An 18,642-nucleotide genomic window follows, 5' to 3' on the forward strand; every position below is an offset into this window, starting at 1 on the left:
TTCAATAATTTTACTTCCAACCCCCCGTCTTTTCAAGCCTTTATCCATGTTTTATTTGCTAGTGGGTCTATCATAATGCATAATAAAAAGAGCAATTTCTTTTTTTGCGGAAGGACTAAACAATGAACAACCTTACAATGGGCATACTCGCCCACGTTGATGCCGGTAAGACAACACTCTCCGAAGCTATGCTGTACTTATCGGGCGCCATCAGAAAAGCCGGAAGAGTCGACCACAAGGACACTTTTCTTGACACATACGAACTTGAAAGAGCCCGCGGAATAACCATTTTCTCCAAGCAGGCTGTTTTTGAATACAACGAGACCAGATTCGATCTTCTCGATACTCCGGGACATACCGATTTTTCACCCGAGATGGAGAGAACACTTCAGGTACTTGATCTTGCCGTCCTTATGATAAGCGCTTCGGACGGCGTCACAGGTCAGGTCAAGCTCCTTTACAAGCTTCTTGATCACTACAAGATACCAACGGTTATATTTGTAAATAAGATGGATCAGGCGCTCGCCGACAAGGATCGGTGTCTTAACGACATCAGGAATTCTCTCTCTTCTTCATGTATTGACCTAAGCGAAGGGTATGATGCTCCCGAAATCCAAGAGGAGCTTGCCATGTGCGATGAAGCTCTTCTTTCAGATTTTTTAAACGGAAAAAAGATTGAAAAAGAGGATATCTATTCGCTTGTAAGAAAAAGAAACTGCTTCCCCATTCTCTTTGGTTCCGCACTTAAGATGGAAGGGGTAAAAGAACTGCTTGATCTGGTATCAGACCTTGCTCCTACAATCTGCAGTAGCGAAATCCTCGATTCATCAGCCGATGCGAAAGGTACAGCCGGAACCTCTGCATTCGGCGCCAGAGTATTTAAGATAAGCCGTGACCCTTCGGGAAACAGGCTCACTCATCTTAAGATCACAGGCGGCACTTTAAATGTAAGAGACGTTATCGGCGATGAAAAAGTCGACCAGATAAGGATCTATGCGGGTGATAAATATGAAGCTGTACAAAGCGCGACTGCCGGGATGATCTGCTCCGTCACGGGACTAAAAAACACCTCTCCCGGCCAGGGCCTTGGATACCTTGAAGGAGATACTGTTTCGGAAGTCTTACAGCCCATCCTTTCTTGCGCGCTGCTGCTTCCCGAGGACATCAATCCCGTGACCGTTTATAACGACCTCAAAAACCTTGAGGAAGAAGAGCCCATGCTTCGCGTTTCCTATTCGGAAGAGACTAAGTCTATCGAAGTACGCGTTATGGGCGAAGTTCAAAAAGAGATACTTAAGCATATATTAAAGACCAGATTTAACATCGAGGCACAATTTGGCCCCGCACATATCGTATATAAAGAAACAATAGCAGGTCCCGTTGAGGGTGTCGGACACTTTGAGCCGCTTCGCCACTACGCCGAAGTGCATCTTCTTATTGAACCAACGGAACCCGGAAGCGGAATCTCTTTTGACAGTAATTGCAGTACCGATGAGCTTGCTCTTAACTGGCAGAGACTCATCCTTACTCACCTTGCGGAAAAGAAACATCTCGGTGTCCTCACAGGTTCCGAGCTTACCGACGTCAAGATAACTCTCATCGCCGGACGCGCTCACGAAAAGCATACCGAGGGCGGTGATTTCAGGCAGGCCACCTACAGAGCGGTAAGACAGGGACTTATGCAGGCTGATTCCGTTCTTCTTGAGCCCATTTTAGAATATAGGCTTGAAGTCCCTGTAGACTGCGTAGGAAGAGCGCTTAACGATATGCAAAGAATGAACGGTACCGTGTCTGCTCCCGATATAGAGGGCAATTTCTCTATCATCACGGGTACTGTGCCTGTGGAATGCCTTGGTAACTACGCACAAGAACTCTCCGCTTACACCCACGGAGAAGGCCGTCTTTTCACAACACTTAGCGGCTACAGTCCTTGCCACAACACCGAGGAAATTCTTGAAGAGTATGACTACTATCCCGATCTTGATACGGACAATCCTTCATCTTCGGTCTTCTGTCAGCACGGCGCCGCAACGATAATCCCTTGGGATGAAGTCGGAAGTCACATGCACATAGATACGGGTTGGAGCAAGGATTCCGGTGCAGGCACATCTACAGATCTTGTGGATAATATAGACATGGAGGCTCTTAAAAAACTTCAGGCAAAAAGAGCATCTATGGAAGACACACGCTCTTTTTCAGAAAAACAAAGAGATTACTTCGCTGCCGAAGATGAGCTGAAAGCCATCTTTGAAAGAACCTACGGCAAGGTAAAACCAAGAGTCGGAAATTCCAAGACCGAATTTGACGAAAGCTCTTTTACCGGACCCGATGAGAGCGTTAGGGACTACGCTGTTGAACAGGAAAAAGAGAAAAAGCACAGCAACCTCAGCAAAAAAGCAGACGAAGATCCGAATAAAGAGTTTCTTTTGATAGACGGATACAACATAATATATGCCTCGGAGAACCTTAAAGCTCTGGCTCAGACCGACCTCAAGGCAGCACGCGATTCTCTGATCGACATCCTGAACAATTTCCAGGGCTATCGCAGAGAAGAGCTGATACTCGTTTTCGACGCATACAGAGTTCGCGGCGGCACTGAGCATGTCGAGAAGCAGGGAAACCTCACCGTCATCTATACAAAAGAAGCAGAGACCGCGGATCAGTACATAGAAAAGGCCGCTCACATAATCAGCAAAAAATACCGCGTAAAGGTCGCAACCTCAGACGCCATCGAGCAGATCATCGTGTTCGGATCGGGCGCTGTCAGAATGTCCGCAAGAGAATTGTGGAAAGAGATTGAATTAACGAATGAGCAGATAAGAAAAAAGATAAATAAGAATCATAACACTTGAAATAAAATTTCTTAAAGCACATAAATATTGCGTAAAACCTATTAACTTTTTATAAAAATAAGCCGATAATTAAGAAGTAACATACTATCGAGAAAAAGCGGGGGTATATCTCATGAAAGAGAAGAAAAGGAATTCCGGTTTTCGTGCCAGCATGTCTGCCATCTTACTTCTTATCACGTTTCCACTAATAATCGCACTTATTGCAAGCATTATTTTCAGCAATGTGCAGATGAAGAGCATTGAGAAGGCTGATGAAGAAATCTATTATGATATGCTCTATACCATCAATTCGGATCTTATTAATGCCGACAGAGATATGCATCAGGCCATGCTCTCTATCACCAGATATATTGCCAACTTTAAGTATGCCAATATGTCTACTCTTACGGGATACATGGACGATGTTAAGGTCAATATAGAAGAGACTTCGCAGAGAGTTGAAGAAGCAACCTCTCTCGCGCAGAAGAATGCGTACCTTTACAATACCATCACTGCCGAGAACGGTATGACATTTTCACAGTGTTATGACACTTTCTCAACTTATTTTGTCGCATGGCAGGAAGATTATAAGAATACATTGGGTAGCGGAGAAGAATACAACGCTGGTTCCGGTGAGATCAAAAGACTTTCCGATGACTTTGACACAGCTAGATCCGCTCTTAATGATATGGTTGATATTGCCGACAGATGGGCCAAGGAAGAAAAGAGCATCAATACAGCAAATATCGCCAAGAAGATTGTTGCAAGCTCAACTATCTTCGGTATTATAGCTGCTGTTCTTTTGGTATTTACATTTATAATGCTCGGAAATATCCTGAAAAGCCTTAAGCAGATATCCAAAGCAGTTGAAAGAGTCGCATCAGGTGACTTTGTTACCAAGATTCATCCGACCAGCATTGTAAAAGACTTCAATAAGATCGGACATGCTCTTGAAGGAATGCGCCATGAGCTCAGAAACGCTCTTGTTAAAGTTATAAACCATGCAGATACCGTCAACAGCAAGGCTGAACTTGCCAAAGATTCAATTGCAAGCTCTCAGAGAACAACAACAGACATCAGCTCTGCGGTTAATGACCTTGCATCCGGTGCAACGGCTATGGCTCAGGATGTTCAGAGTACATCCTCCATTACCATCAACATCGGTTCTTCTGTTGACAGTGTGCTTGAATCCGCCAATTCCAACCTTGAAAAAGGTCGCCTTGTATACGGTGAATCTTCCAAGGTTAAGGAGCAGCTTGAACAGATCAAGCTCCAGGATCAGAAAACAGACGAGATGGCTACCAAAGTTGCGGAGTCAGTTAATGAGACGGCCAACGTTGTTGAGCAGATCTCCACTGCTGCCGAGTCCATCATTTCAATAGCAAGCCAGACCAACCTCCTTGCTCTCAACGCTTCAATCGAGGCTGCAAGAGCAGGTGAAGCGGGAAGAGGTTTCTCTGTTGTTGCAGATAACATCAAGAATCTTGCGGGCGATACCAATAATCTCGCAGGCGAGATCACCAACATGCTCTCGACAATTACCGATTATTCCAATACAAACAAGGAACTCACAGAGAGCATCAAAGAAGCTACTACCAATGAGGCTGCAGCCCTTGAGGAAATGAGTGAATCCTTCGATCAGATGCTTCAACTCCTCAAAGAGACCGAGGAAGGCAACAAGCAGATCGCAGCTCTCGTTGAGCAGATGAACACAGATAAGGCCAACATCCTAAGTTCTGTTGAATCTCTTTCAAGCATCTCCGAAGAGAACGCAGCTTCTACTCAGGAAACAAGCGCTTCTCTCATGGAACTTGATACAAATATGGAATCTGTTGTTGAGCAGGCTCAGGATCTCCAGAAGATCGCCGAAGAGCTCACAACCAACGTCAAATACTTCAAAGTCCAGCTTCCAAGCAAGGACGCTGCAGAAGATATCGCCAAGGCAATCGACGAAGCTGCTGCGAAGGACAAAGCACAGGCTTAAGCCAATATATTACGCTATAAAGGCGTCGCAGGTTTTATCCCGCGGCGCCTTTTTATCTGCATTTATTTCCGGTATTCGTCTACTTCCAATATGAGTTTATTTCTTTAGTCTCGTAATTTTGTATCTCCACTCCGTCAAAAGTATATCCTAAGGTAAAATACGCCTCGGCTCCCTTCTTGGTATCTTCGCTCTGCCCCTGCGCTGCCCTGAAATTTCCAAGAGAATAATAAACAAGCATATTTCCGCCGTCAGGTCTTTCCATCATCTTGGTCTCCTGCACGACATGCGGGTGTGAACCTATAACCACGTCCGCGCCGCCCTTTGCAAAAAGCTGCGCGTATCTCTCCTGCGAAGGCGTTATCTCTTTTACATATTCATCTCCCCAGTGCACAAACACGATCACAAAATCGGCTTCTTCTCTCGCAGATTTAAGATCTTCGATCAGCTTCTTTTCATCTTCTGCCGGCTCATCGCCTTGTTCTGAGGCTTCATGTTCCTTGGGAAGATAATGCACCACATTCGGATAATCGTTCGAAATATCGCCGGCATTCGTTCCGTAAGTATATGAAAACAGCGCAATCTTTATCCCGTTACGACTTATGATCTCATACGGCCTGTAATCCGCATCCTTACTACTCTGAATTCCCACACAGGTTATCTCATTATCCTTATAAAAAGACGTTGTGATATCAATACCCGTCACTCCCCTGTCGAGCACGTGATTGTTGGCACATTCAGCCACATCAAAACCTGCTTTTTTAATAGCCATTCCGACTTCTATGGGAGAACCAAAGCTCGGATATCCTCCGACCATCGACTCTTTATCGACAAGCACCGTCTCTGCGTTTAAAGCCGCAATATCGGCGCTTTGGATTTCTTTTATAAAAGGTTCGTACAAGAAATCAAAACTTCCGTTTTCGTTATCTCTGGCATGTTCATAGATAGGTTCATGAATAAGATTATCTCCGAACGCCACCACACTGACTTCGTTTTCGATATTCTTAAGCCCCCATCCTTCCCAGGTCCAAAGCGTACATTTTTTATCTTTGTCCTCAATAAGAAGTATTGAAGAATTCTTCTCCATGAGCTTCATACGCACGGCATCAACACCGATCTCCGACGCGCCCCATTTATGTTCCACACTTCCGTCGGGACTTAGATCATACAAAAAGATATGCTGGGAATAGTCCTTTTCATCGCTCTTTACCCAAAAAGGTCTGTGTTTACCGTACTTACCCTTTTTCCACAAAAGAGCGATCATCTCTTTATCGCCGTCTCTGTCTATATCCGTCACGAATACATCCTGAACCTTAAAACCGCGTTCAGATCTGAAAGCTATATCACCGTTTCTGTCTTTAACCTGCAGTTTCTTGTTCTTTAACGCGACAACTATGCCGGAATAAGCCTTATCTTTTTCATTGTCAAAAGAAATCTCTTTTTCATTCCAGCTAACCCATGAAGGGATATGATTTCGGCGGATTGAGATCACGGCAATACAAATAGCTACCACTATCCCTAAGGATAGCAGTAGCCATTTAAGTTTTTTAATTAAAGATAGCTTTTTTCCCGGTATTTTCATTCTCCATCTACTCTGTAGCTTGTAGTCCATTCAGGCTGAGTGGGTTTGTCCGAATTTTCAACCCAGTTCCAATTATCATCCATATGTCCGCCTCTAAGCCTGTCTCTCCACTCATCATCCGCAAGTCTCTCACCGGACTGCTCAAACTGATAAAATGAATAAACACTTCCTCTTCCAACGTGCAATTCTCCGTCAATCGGGAATACAACATACACATCATCGGCAAAACCGGTTCCCACTTCCAAAAAGCTTCCGTTTGGATCGGTCGCGATATCCGCGATAACAGGGCAAGGTGCCTGATTACTTTCCGAAACAGAACCTGTACCGTCATCAACCGCTTCTTTCCAGAAGTGCTCAAGATATCCGCCGTAGCTTCGAATAAACTCATATTCATCATCGGAAAGCTTCTCATTCTTAAGCTCTTTTTCCGAAATAGTCAAAAGAGTTCCTGCGATCTCGGAAAGCTTATCAAGATCCTCTTTTGCACCTTCATCAAGCATTCCGTACTTATCAAGTCCCTCCTTGGTTTTCTCGGAAAGGAACTTAAATCTGCTGTAAACAACAGGCTGAGTATCTACGAAACCTCTGTCATCAAGGACTTCCTGGTCTCCGTCTCCCATCTCTGCCATAACGGCCTTGGCATAGAGGATCGTATCGTGCTTGAGCTCTGCATAAGATCCTGCATAGGTCTCAAGATTTTTCTTGGTCCACTCCGAATTCTGCATATATGAAGGATAGCCTTCACCCTTCTCTTCAAGAAGAGGTCTGAGTGTATTGAGCCATCCGGAATACAAACTTGCATTCCAGATAGAAGCATCATCATTGTTAAACACCTGCTTTAAAGCTTCCACATTCTCGGTATAGTTCTTGTAATCGGTATCGCCCTGACTTTCAAGAATCTCCATAGCCTTGTCTGAACCAAGCACAGCGGCAGTATCAAGCGTATCGGGAAGCATTCTTTTCTCTCCCGCACTGTTCTCTTCAACATTCCTGTAGATCAGTCTCTGCATGATGGCTGCATCGATCGTAAATCTCTGTCCCATGAATCTGTATGAAGGAATCACATTCTCTTCACCGTCTTCAACCGGAACCGAATTGATCGAAGGTGTATTAAGCTCTTTTACCGCGCTCATAACCTTGGCAAAGGCATCTTTATTGTCCGCAATGGCAGATACATCTGCACTTCCGTAACTGCTTTCCACTATCTGTGAAAGCTCATTATATCCGGGATCATCAGATCTTCCCGCAAAGAATGAAGTAATACTGTAGATGCCTTCCCATGTATCCTTGGCATCATTTATCGCAACGCTCTGAAGGATGGCACTGCGCACCATGTCCTCGTTATCAAAAGCATAAGCGACTCTTCCGTACCACATCATTGCTTTGAAATATTTCTCAAGCTCGGGATTACCGTCATAATATCCTCTCGGCTTGTACTGAGAATAATCCTCATTAAGTTCGGTTATCGCACATGTTTCTATTCCGGAAGCATTATTGATCTTATCAAGCTCGCCATTTACAACACTGTCAAAAGAGCTATCGCTTATAGGAGCTGCTACGCTGTCGTCAAGGAGCTTACTTCCTATATAGAAAAACTCAACGTTCCTAAGAGCTGCCGCTTCAAACTCCGTACCCTTAAGGTCACCGTACTGCTTTACAGAACTCTCCAGCATCTGCGCACTGAGCTTTTTAAGCTCCCCTGCAAGGTGATTTTTCTCAGTTTGCTTCATGAGATATGCAAAGTACAGATGATAGGTATGCATCAATGAATCAACCGTAATAAAATTGGGGATCTGACTGTAACGATTAGCCTCGTAAATTTCAAAAAACTCGTTGCTGCCATCCTTGACTACAAGGAAATTGTGATCTACAAGTGCTTTCCTGTGAGCGGTCACATCATTATACTCACTCTCACGCTCGGGATTAAATAAGTAATCCTGATTAGGATTTAAAACTACATTTGAAAAATCTTCATTTACGCTGTAGCTCGGAATAGAAGGTACAAGATTCTCATCGTAATACTTAACTTCGGAATCTCCAAGTAAAGTAGAGCCTTGAGCGATACTTACCAAAGCGCCTTCTCCCGAATCCGCGTTTTGATCGGATCCGTTTTCTGCACCCGCGTTTTCTGTAGAACCGCTAACGGTTGCTGTGGCCCCGTTGCTATCTTCGATGTTTTGTCCAAAAGAACATCCTGACGCCATTATCGTCAAAGCCAGAATGCTTACTAATATTTTTCTTTTCATGGTCTCTCCTTAATAAACGTTTATATAATCTTGTTATTGTAACCTCAACTTAGGTTTTTCACCACACCCACTGATACATAATTATCCAACACAGCCCCAAAGTCTGTCAAATCCTCATGCTCGGGCGAATAGATCCCGTCAACCATAAGGCTGACGCCTCCGTTTGAAAATTCCTCAACAGCCTTGTATCTGTCTACATAAAACGCCTTTCTGGATACCAGTCTGTCTCTTAATATGCCCTTACATTCATCCAGCCTGCAGTGTGGGAAATTGACATTCCATATCTGTCCCGGCACATAAGGCTTTTCAAACAGCTCTTTCAATATCTCACTAAGATATCTGTCCGTAACCTCATGACAACCCGTTATCCCTTCCGAAAGAGCTATCGAAAGATATCCTTGGAACTCCCCTTCAAAAGCCGCTCCCGCCGTTGCGGAATACTGAATGTCCGAAGCCACGTTATATCCGAAATTGATCCCCGACAGCACAACATCGGGCTTTTCCGGCATTATATTAAGTGTTCCCACTCTCACGCAATCTCCCGGTGTTCCGCTACACGAAAAAGCATGTACTCCCTCTACCGGAAAATCACTGAACGGATGAACATCTATCGGATGTCTTAATGTAATACTGTGAGAAGCTGCGCTCCTTTGACTCTCCGGAGCCACGATCCACACCTCTCCAAACTCTTTTGCCACTTTGGCAAGTCTGGCAATACCGTCAGATTCTATACCGTCATCGTTGGTTATAAATATCTTTTTACCCATATATTCCCCTTTTTCAGATAATTTAATACATATTATAACATCAAAAATAAAAGAATTATGAACTATAAAAAAAGAACTTGCAGGTAATGTTAGTGTGCGCTAAAATGATTTCGCACAATCTTTTTTGTGTAAGAAGGAGTTCAACATGAGCTTAAAAGATTTATTCTTTGGAAATGATACAGAGAACGAAAGTGAGGAGACTATTTTGGCTAACGAAGAAGTAAAAAATGAAGAGACTGTCGTTAACGAGAACGAGGCACTCGTTACCACAGATATGATCGTAGGCGATCTTATTGTTAAGCACCCTCTTGCAGCACAGTTCCTTATGGAATGCGGAATGGGATGTATTTATTGCCCCGCTTCTCAGATGGAATCACTTGCAGAAGCATGTGCCGTTCACGGAATTGACAGCGAAGAGATCGTAGATGCACTCAACGATTACCTTATCGAGCACAACGCATAATTATTTGTGATATGAAACATACTAAGAAAGAGTAGCAAAAAGCTACTCTTTCTTTTTTAATTATTCAGTTTCTATGCCCTTTAGCATGATATCGATCATACCTTCAAGCGCTTCCTCGTAATTGATGCGTGCCTTTGTAAGTTCCTCTGTTCCAAGGAACTTTTCCACCGATCCTTCGAGCATAAGTTTTACTATAGTCATCGGAACTTTTCTTATAAGTCCATTATCCATAGCCTCTTTTATAAGCTTCTCGGTATCCTTCCAATCCCGTTCAATCCTGCTTGTGAACTTCTCATAGATCCTGGGATGCTTGTCTTTAAGCTGATAGATAAGCCTATAGTCTATATTCTGATATTTATCCGGAAGACACACGATAAGCTTTGAGATCTTCTCCACAAGTCCCAGCGAATTGTCCGCTATGATCTGAGCCTCTTTTTCCTTAAGTGCGGAAAAGCCGTAATCCACGGTCTCCATAAAGAGCTCATCCTTGTCCTTAAACTCCTTGTAAATAGTCTTCTTACTGATATGAAGCGCCGCAGATATATCATCCATGGTAAACTTCATACCCTTTTCGTTGAACTGACGTATAACTTCATCAATTATACTGCTTCTTATGTTATCCACTTTCTCTCCCATTCTTTTATAAGCGTATTTTGTAGAAAACAGCCTCAATCTCAGGCAAGAACCGCCTTGAGATAATCCCACACTCTGGCTGTTGACTGTACTGATAATTTTTCTTTTGTCGAGTGAATATCCTGCATATCGGGACCGATCGAGATACAATCAAGTCCTTCTATCTTATTACTTAAGATACCGCACTCAAGTCCCGCATGAATTGCTTCAAGCTTGGGCTCTTTCCCGTAGAGCTTTTTATAAACCTCGACCATGTGGTCTCTAAGCTCCGAATTCTGTCTGAACTGCCATCCGGGATAATTTCCCGCAACTGTGACCTTGCATCCAAACATCTCCGCAATGTCCGTGATCTTCTTAAGAAGAGTGACCTTGGCAGAATCTATACTGCTTCTTACCGCCTGCACGGTAACTATCCTATCTTCCTTCGTAGACATTATTCCAAGATTGAGCGATGTCTCGACAAGCCCCTTGATAGCGGCGCTCATAACCTGCACTCCGTCAGGCATCATGCCGATCATCTTAAGGAAATCCTTGGTGGCTTTATCATCCAGGCAAGCCGCAGTTTCTTTTCCTTCCTTGGTAAAAGATATCAGAAGTCCCGGATCTTTTAACTCAAGCTCACTCTTAATGTCATCAAAGGTCTTTTTGACACTGTCGATCACCTTGTCGACATCTTTCTCATCTACAATGATAAAGCTGTCGCACTCAGGCGGAATGGCGTTATCGGCGACGCCTCCGTTAATACTTACGATGTTAAAAGAGGCACTGTCAAGCAGTTCTCTTAAGACTCTGCAACATATTATCGCAGCATTTCCTCTTCCTTTATCGATCATCTCGCCGGAATGGCCTCCAAGAAGTCCCGATACTGATATTCTGCATTTAACGCCGGTCTTTTCCACCCTCTTAATAGGAAATTCAGCGCCAAATCCCGCGCCTCCGGCACAGCTTGTAATAAATACGCCCTCTTCCTCATTGTCGATGTTGATCATCTTCTTACTCTTAAGATCTGAAAGATCGAGAACGGCTGCACCCAACATGCCTATCTCTTCATCGGTCGTGATCACTATCTCAAGCGGCGGATGAGGGATATCCTTGGAATCAAGAAGTGCAAGAATGTATGCAACAGCGATACCGTCATCGCCTCCAAGGCTGGTTCCATCCGCCCATACATACTCTCCGTCTGTCTTCACTCTAAGTCCTTCATTTGCAAGATCGATATCGCTGTCTGCAGTTTTTACCGCAACCATGTCCATATGTCCCTGCAAAATAATAGGTTCCTTATCCTCATATCCGGCGGTTCCCGGAACTTTCATGATAACATTAAGGGCATTGTCTGCACTGACCTCAATTCCTCTTTCCTTGGCAAAAGAAACAAGATAATCGCTTATCTTCTGCAAATTCTGTGAGCCGTGCGGAATATTACATATTTCCTCAAAAAAATGAAACACCTCTTTGGGCTCAATATTGTTTAAAACAGCCATTTATATACCTCCTAAAGACTGCAAGCATGGCTATCGCTTGTAAGTATTACAAAAAAATAAGAGCCTCGATATTCGAGACTCCTATATTCTATCGTAAAAAAACTTATATATCAATTGGCGTTTCCGCCTGTAATACACAACGTAAGTTTGCAACAAAAGATCTATTATGCGATCTTTGTCTTAGCAAGCTCAGCAAGTGTCTTGAATCCCTCAGGATCGTTAACTGCAAGCTCAGCAAGCATCTTTCTGTTGATATCTACACCTGCAAGCTTAAGACCATGCATCATGTTGCTGTATGAAAGTCCGTTGATTCTTGCAGCTGCATTGATACGAGTGATCCAAAGAGATCTCATGTCTCTCTTCTTCTGCTTACGTCCAGCGAATGCTGAAGTAAGTGCTCTCATAACTGACTGCTTAGCTACTCTATACTGCTTAGATCTTGCTCCTCTGTAACCTTTTGCAAGCTTTAAAACTCTTTTGTGCTTCTTCTTGGCATTTAATGCGCCTTTAACTCTTGCCATCTATATATCCTCCTAAATATTTAAACTAACCATCTTCTATATGCTTATGGGATATGTACTAAATTCGACAGAACCTCATTAAGTACATCCCCATAGCTCGCACTAAGTTCGATACTACCTCACTAAGTGCTCTGCTTACGCGTAAGGAAGAATGCTCTTCATTGTCTTTACGTTTGTTGCGTCAACAAGTCCGGCATGTCTTAAGTTTCTCTTTCTCTTTGTGGACTTCTTTGTTAAGATGTGGCGCTTATACGCTTTGTTTCTCATGAGCTTGCCTGTGCCTGTAACCTTGAATCTCTTGGCAGCAGCTCTCTTTGTTTTCATCTTTTGCTGCATAACTAAATCCTCCTAAATGTTTTAATTATCATGATATATGTTCAACCAAAATTATGGTAAAAACCTTAGTTCTTCTTCTCGGCAAGGAACATTGTCATGCTACGTCCCTCAACCTTGGGCTGCTTCTCAATAACAGCTACATCGGCAAGCGCCTCTGCAAAATCTGTAAGAATGTGAACGCTTGCGCCCATGTGAGCCATCTCTCTTCCGCGGAAACGAAGTGTGATCTTAACTCTGTTTCCTTTCTCAAGGAACTTCTTGGCTGCGTTAACCTTGGTATTAAGGTCGTTGGTATCGATGTTGGGAGAAAGTCTGATCTCCTTGATCTCAACGGTTTTCTGTTTCTTCTTTGCTTCCTTCTCTTTGCGAAGCTGCTCATACTTAAATTTACCGTAATCAACAACTCTGCAAACAGGTGGCTTAGCGGTGGGAGCGATCATAACAAGATCTACACCCTCGTCATCGGCAACCTTTCTGGCATCCTGAATTGACATAACTCCGAGCTGCTCGCCGTCGATTCCGATCACGCGAACCTCTTTAGCTCTGATCTGTTCGTTAATAAATAACTCGCTAATGGCCTTATCCTCCGAAATAATTAAAAAAGGTGAATGCGCAATGCATCCACCTAATCACACACAGAAAAATAATCTGTATCGAAAAGTTATTAACGCCTACTGGCAATGCCGCAGGGTGAGAGTGGATACTCTGCTTTGTTTTCAAATACTAAAGTAATATATCATAGTCAACATTTATATGTCAACATATTTTTTTACGCAAGGTAATATATCATTTCTTTTTCTTTTTGGCAACACTGTATCCGAATTTTCCGAGTTTTTTGCCAAGTGTAAAATATTCTCCGTGTGAATATGCCACAAGGTCTGCGGCTTTCAGATCAAAACGGCCCTTGTTGTCCATGTACTTGTCATCGACCGTAACGCACATAACTTCCGCTATGAACATGTCATGGCTTCCGAGTTCGACAACAGATTTAACCTTACACTCTATGTTCACGGGGCTCTCCGCTATTCCGGGTGCCGATACTTTCTCTGATTTTTGAGGTGTAAGCTTCATCTCTTTAAACTTATCATAATCTTTTCCCGAACGAACACCGCACCAGTCCGCTGCTCTTGTAAGCGAAGTATTCGTGAGATTCACAACGAACTCTCCCGTTTCCTTAATAATATCGTAGGAAAAACGTTCCTTTCGCACGGATATAGACAACATCGCAGGGCTACTGCAGATATTACCTGCCCACGCAACAGTTATTATATTAGGTTTCTCTCCCGGTCTTCCGCAGCTGACCATAACTGCAGGAATGGGATAAAGCATATTTCCGGGCTTCCAGATTTCTTTTGCCATAAGCACCTCTTTAATAAGGATAAATTCAGAACTCAGTATAACACATAAGATATGTTTGTACATTATATAAAAATTATACGTAAAATTTTTTAGCAATTTTACTTGTTACTCCCATTGTAAAAGATATTTATATTTTGTATAATAGTTAAGTATTAATGCTTAGTCATTCTTATGGGGAAAATTTATGAGGAAAATAGGAAAGATAGCAGCAGGCTTTTTGCTTTTTTCGCTTGTTGTAATGACAATTGCAATTACCTTTATTAAGAGCACCGTTCCTACAGGTCTGGAACTTCGAGAATATATTTATCTCGACTGCTCCACAATCCTTAACGTACTGTGGATGGTAGCCACTATAGGTATTGTGCTTACAATGATGAAGGGTATAGGAAAGAGTGATACCAAGGAGGAGAAATCCAAGATCATACCGATAATCGGTATGATCCTTGTTACGATTACCGCCCTATTGCTTATCGGTATAAGAATAATGATAAACAATTATTCTGCCGATATTGAAGGCAGGGAATCCATAAATCCCGACGGAACGATAACCGTCGAGAAAGAGAGCTTCAGAGAAGGCGCTATTACTGCTATTTACGAAAAAGAAGGCTTCTTATACAGAAGAAGAATTGAATAATAAATAATGATAATAGATAAAGATAAATTAAAAGCCGCTCAATCCTATGATTGAGCGGCTTTTTTAACAGGGGAAGCAGGATTCGAACCCGCATGAACGGTTTTGGAGACCGTGATACTAGCCATTGTATGATTCCCCTAGGTATCATAAACAGTGCATTTCGCACCAACGAATGAAATTATAGCATAGCCAATTCGCCTTGTAAAGCCATTTTCATAAAAGTATAAAATAATTAGAAAATTGCTCTTAATTCTTCGGAAAGCCAATTGTTTTGGTTCGTAATTACGTTATAATTTTATTATAACGCGTCGTTATTTCCGAAAGAGAGGCTGATATGGAAGAAAAATCAAGAGTAAAGAAAATCCCGTTTTTCAAGACAGTTACAGGAATGAACGTAATTAGTTATGTTGCTCTGCTTCTTTTGTTTATCCTGACGATCGTATCCGTAATCGGTCAGATGAACAACATGTCAAGTACCGCGCAGGATTCGGCAGAGCTTATTGAAGGCTTAATGGATGATATCCGTGTATTCGAAGTAGATATGCGTATCATCGACAATGACGGTTTTGCCATGGCCTCCATGTATGAAACAATCAAAGGACTCGGCCAGATTGAGACCAAAATCCCTGAGATGAAGAATTGTCTTACAGAAATGGATGCGGCCGTCGAAGGCATGGTAAGCGGTTTCACCGTCATTTCCGGTTTTAGCGGAAATACCGTAGGTCTTGATGCCGCAAAGCAAATTCAGGCATTATATACCCCATACAGAGATGAATACACCCGTGTTATAGAAGCAGGTGAAAAAGGCGATGTTGATACTATCGTTAGTGTTGTATACGGTGAAGCATCCGGAAACCTGGCAGGTCTTAAAGAACAGCTTTCCATAATGGATGAAGAGATCAAAAAAGGTCAGGCAGAAAGTAAGGCTAAAGTTTCTGCCAGCACCAACAGCGCTCTTGCTTTTGTAAATATCGTTACTCTTATATACATCGCTGCTATAGCAATCTCTCTTTTCATTAACTATAGAACAGTCGGTAAAAAGGTTAATTCCATTGCCGCTGAGATCAATAACATCATTGATGATATCAATAATGACAAGGGTGATCTTACCGTTCGTTTGCAGACTGAGACCTCTTCTGAGCTGGTAAATGTAAAGAACGGTTTCAACCACTTTATCGAAACCTTGCAGGGAATCCTTAAAGAGGTCAAGGACGGTACCGTTGTTCTTACGGAATCTTCCGATAACATGACCAGACAGATCCACCTTGCAAGCGACAATATTACCAATACATCCGCTGCTCTCGAAGAGCTTTCCGCAAGTATGCAGAACGTATCCGAGACAGCCGGAACTATCGATCAAAGACTTAACGAAGTAAGAAATGCAACCAACAATATCAACTCCGGCGTAAACGAAGGTGTTTCCAAGGCCGAAGAGATCCGCAATGAAGCGGTTGATATCAAGAACGATGCTCAGTCCAAGAAAGATAATACCGGTAACAAGATGGAGACTCTTTCACAGGTTCTCGAGCAGTCGGTTAAAGACAGTGAAAAGGTTGCACAGATCAGTGAACTTACCAATGTCATTCTCGACATTGCATCACAGACCAACCTCCTTGCTCTTAACGCTTCCATCGAGGCTGCAAGAGCAGGTGAAGCAGGAAAAGGATTTGCGGTTGTTGCTGAAGAGATCAGTTCACTTGCAGAGAATTCAAGACAGACAGCCGGAAACATCCAGATTATCAGTAATGAAGTTACAACAGCGGTTAAATCGCTTGCAGATAACGCTATGCACGTGCTTGATTTCATCAATTCCACAGTTCTTAGCGATTACGATTCATTCGTTGATACAGGCGAAAAGTATGAATCAACGGCTTCGTTCATCAACGATGTGCTTGATCATATTTCTGATCAGACCAAGCAGCTCAATGCTATTATGAACGAGATGACTGAGGCTGTTTCCTCGATCACCGATTCTGTTCATCAGTCATCCGATGCGATCAACCAGTCCGCAGGCAATTCGCAGGATATCGTTGATGAGATCACAGGTATCAGCACAGCGATGGATACCAATAACGATGTAACCGACAGACTTAATACAAGTACCAAGAAGTTCGTAAACATCTGATAATTATTCAAAAAATTCTATGCACACCCCTTTAGACAATATGTAATGACCTCCACTATGTAGCAACGTGGATTTTCCTGTATACTAAAGATGTTGAGTCAATGGTAACAGGGATTACCGCATACAAAGGGAGGTCACTAAATGAATAATACCACAGTTTACGTAGGAATGGATGTACACAAGGAAAGTTTTACTCTTTGTGATTATTTAATCGAAACAGAGAAGTCATCTCACACAAGGCGCACACCCGCTGATTACAAGGAAGTCCTTAAATATCTTGAATTCCTTAGAACTATCTACGGAAATGATACAAACTTTATATGCGGTTATGAAGCCGGTTGTCTCGGCTACACTTTATATCATCAGTTAACTGATCGTAACGTTAACTGTGTGATACTTGCACCTACCACCATGTTAGAACCACGTAGTGGTAAAAGAATAAAAACCGATAAACGTGATGCTGAACTGATTGGAAAGTGTCTTGCTCAGCACAACTACAGTCCTGTTTATGTTCCATCTGCTTCTGATGAAGAAACAAAAGAATTTCTTCGAATGCGGGATGATCATAAGCTAGCGCTTAAGAAAGTGAAGCAACAGATTCTTTCTTTTTGTCTTCGCCACGATTATCGATATGAAGGAAAAAACCACTGGACAGCAGCACATGTGAACTGGCTAAAATCATTGAAGCTTGAGTCTCTGTATAAAGAGATTCTCGATGAATATCTGCTGACCTATACAACTCTAAGTGATAAGCTTGAGCGTTTAGATAAACGAATAGAGGAACTTGCTTCCAAAGATGAATACAGAGAATCAGTTAAAAAGCTCTGTTGTTTCATCGGAGTTCAAACTCATACAGCGTTATCTGTACTAGTTGAAGTCGGTGATTTTAAACGTTTTGCTTCCGCCAATCAGTTTTCTGCATATCTTGGGCTTGTGCCTGGAGAAGATTCCAGCGGAGATGACAAGGCAAGGCTTGGTATCACAAAAGCTGGTAATCGTCATGTAAGGCAACTACTTATTGAATCATCACAGTCATACAGCAGAGGCCAAATAGGTTATAAATCAAAAGTACTTAAAGCGCGCCAGACTGGTAACACACCTAAAGTCATCGCATATGCTGATAAAGCTAATGAAAGGCTCAGAAGAAAGTTCTACAAAATGGTTCTTGGTAAGAGCAAGAAACACAATGTAGCTAAAACAGCAGTAGCAAGAGAACTTGCATGCTTTATGTGGGGTATGATGACCGATAATATAGCATAATCAGTTATAACATCGCGTTTCCGATATCAAGGCCGAGCCGCCAAGGGCGGTGCTTCGCAGCCTTGACATCTTCACCCCGCTGTTATAGTTCGTAATCAAGCAGATGTAAGATGGCTTATGCCATTTACATCTGGCCATAACAAGTAACAACTGAAGACATCTTGAAAGGGCTTCGGCCATTTCAAGGTTCGAGCTATCTACGAGACCACTATGTCGGCACAGAGAAATCTGTGATCCACGCTGTTAGAAGGTAGAGCTCACGGCGGACCATTGACCTGTCGGTAACCAATCCACGTATATCAGAGTGGCCAATGCCGGGAACTGATACTCCGAGGCTCTTTCAAGGTGCCTTCAGCAACAATTAAATAAGTTTGTGGTGATCCCTATCATTTTTTGCTTGACAGGAGGTCATTACATATCAGC

General features: G+C 42.8%; 15 protein-coding genes and 1 tRNA gene. 6 read left to right on the top strand and 10 right to left on the bottom strand.

The window, feature by feature from the left end:
* The first annotated feature begins 122 nt into the window (after positions 1–122).
* Both BM377_RS08745 and BM377_RS08750 read left to right on the top strand, forming a co-directional pair.
* Entirely contained in the window at positions 123–2,852 is a 2,730-nt protein-coding gene (locus BM377_RS08745; RefSeq protein ID WP_092246829.1) for a translation factor GTPase family protein, read from the top strand.
* 112 nt (positions 2,853–2,964) lie between these two features.
* Positions 2,965–4,815, top strand: a complete 1,851-nt coding sequence (locus BM377_RS08750; RefSeq protein WP_092246833.1) for a methyl-accepting chemotaxis protein — start codon at positions 2,965–2,967, stop codon at positions 4,813–4,815.
* Positions 4,816–4,894: 79 nt separating this feature from the next.
* Here the strand turns inward: BM377_RS08750 and BM377_RS08755 are convergent, their stop codons facing one another.
* Genes BM377_RS08755 through surE form a run of 3 tightly spaced genes read right to left on the bottom strand, consistent with a single transcriptional unit; the run spans position 4,895 to position 9,407 of the window.
* A complete protein-coding gene (locus tag BM377_RS08755) occupies positions 4,895–6,394 on the bottom strand; it encodes a CapA family protein (RefSeq protein ID WP_177223839.1) in 1,500 nt (499 codons plus the stop codon).
* Positions 6,391–8,640, bottom strand: a complete 2,250-nt coding sequence (locus BM377_RS08760; RefSeq protein WP_092246839.1) for a DUF3160 domain-containing protein — start codon at positions 8,638–8,640, stop codon at positions 6,391–6,393. Before BM377_RS08760 ends, BM377_RS08755 begins: the two co-directional genes overlap by 4 nt.
* 44 nt (positions 8,641–8,684) lie before the next feature.
* Complete coding sequence (gene surE, locus BM377_RS08765) at positions 8,685–9,407, bottom strand: 5'/3'-nucleotidase SurE (protein WP_092246842.1); 723 nt, start codon at positions 9,405–9,407, stop codon at positions 8,685–8,687.
* Between the two features lie 145 nt (positions 9,408–9,552).
* Here surE and BM377_RS08770 point away from each other — a divergent pair, with 145 nt between their 5' ends.
* Positions 9,553–9,870, top strand: coding sequence for a DUF1858 domain-containing protein (locus BM377_RS08770; RefSeq protein WP_092246845.1), 318 nt, complete (start codon positions 9,553–9,555; stop codon positions 9,868–9,870).
* 60 nt (positions 9,871–9,930) lie between these two features.
* Here BM377_RS08770 and BM377_RS08775 read toward each other — a convergent pair whose 3' ends face one another.
* The 6 genes from BM377_RS08775 to BM377_RS08800 all read right to left on the bottom strand — a co-directional run bounded on the left by BM377_RS08775 (position 9,931) and on the right by BM377_RS08800 (position 14,200).
* Positions 9,931–10,494, bottom strand: a complete 564-nt coding sequence (locus tag BM377_RS08775) for a TetR/AcrR family transcriptional regulator (protein ID WP_177223840.1) — start codon at positions 10,492–10,494, stop codon at positions 9,931–9,933.
* Positions 10,495–10,544: 50 nt separating this feature from the next.
* The gene (locus BM377_RS08780) at positions 10,545–11,984 is read right to left on the bottom strand and encodes an aminoacyl-histidine dipeptidase (RefSeq protein WP_092246851.1); all 1,440 of its coding nucleotides are present in this window, start codon (positions 11,982–11,984) and stop codon (positions 10,545–10,547) included.
* A 164-nt stretch (positions 11,985–12,148) separates the two neighbouring features.
* Complete coding sequence (gene rplT, locus BM377_RS08785) at positions 12,149–12,505, bottom strand: 50S ribosomal protein L20 (protein ID WP_092246854.1); 357 nt, start codon at positions 12,503–12,505, stop codon at positions 12,149–12,151.
* A gap of 135 nt (positions 12,506–12,640) precedes the next feature.
* Positions 12,641–12,841, bottom strand: a complete 201-nt coding sequence (gene rpmI / locus BM377_RS08790) for a 50S ribosomal protein L35 (protein WP_022777867.1) — start codon at positions 12,839–12,841, stop codon at positions 12,641–12,643.
* 65 nt (positions 12,842–12,906) lie between these two features.
* Complete coding sequence (gene infC / locus BM377_RS08795) at positions 12,907–13,437, bottom strand: translation initiation factor IF-3 (RefSeq protein ID WP_442857312.1); 531 nt, start codon at positions 13,435–13,437, stop codon at positions 12,907–12,909.
* Between the two features lie 190 nt (positions 13,438–13,627).
* Entirely contained in the window at positions 13,628–14,200 is a 573-nt protein-coding gene (locus BM377_RS08800) for a flavin reductase family protein (protein WP_092246860.1), read from the bottom strand.
* Between the two features lie 184 nt (positions 14,201–14,384).
* On the opposite strand from BM377_RS08800, the gene BM377_RS08805 reads away from it, so the two are divergent.
* Positions 14,385–14,834 carry a hypothetical protein gene (locus BM377_RS08805; RefSeq protein ID WP_092246863.1) on the top strand — a complete coding sequence of 150 codons (450 nt, stop codon included), beginning with the start codon at positions 14,385–14,387 and terminating at the stop codon, positions 14,832–14,834.
* 67 nt (positions 14,835–14,901) lie between these two features.
* On the opposite strand, the gene BM377_RS08810 is transcribed toward BM377_RS08805, so the two are convergent.
* A tRNA-Trp gene (locus BM377_RS08810) sits at positions 14,902–14,973 on the bottom strand.
* 195 nt (positions 14,974–15,168) lie between these two features.
* On the opposite strand from BM377_RS08810, the gene BM377_RS08815 reads away from it, so the two are divergent.
* Complete coding sequence (locus tag BM377_RS08815) at positions 15,169–16,959, top strand: methyl-accepting chemotaxis protein (RefSeq protein WP_092246866.1); 1,791 nt, start codon at positions 15,169–15,171, stop codon at positions 16,957–16,959.
* Positions 16,960–17,100: 141 nt separating this feature from the next.
* Entirely contained in the window at positions 17,101–18,219 is a 1,119-nt protein-coding gene (locus BM377_RS08820; RefSeq protein WP_092246871.1) for an IS110 family RNA-guided transposase, read from the top strand.
* Positions 18,220–18,642: the final 423 nt, after the last annotated feature.

It is taken from the genome of Butyrivibrio sp. INlla21 (assembly GCF_900116875.1).
In the GTDB taxonomy this organism is placed as follows: Bacteria; Bacillota; Clostridia; order Lachnospirales; family Lachnospiraceae; genus Butyrivibrio.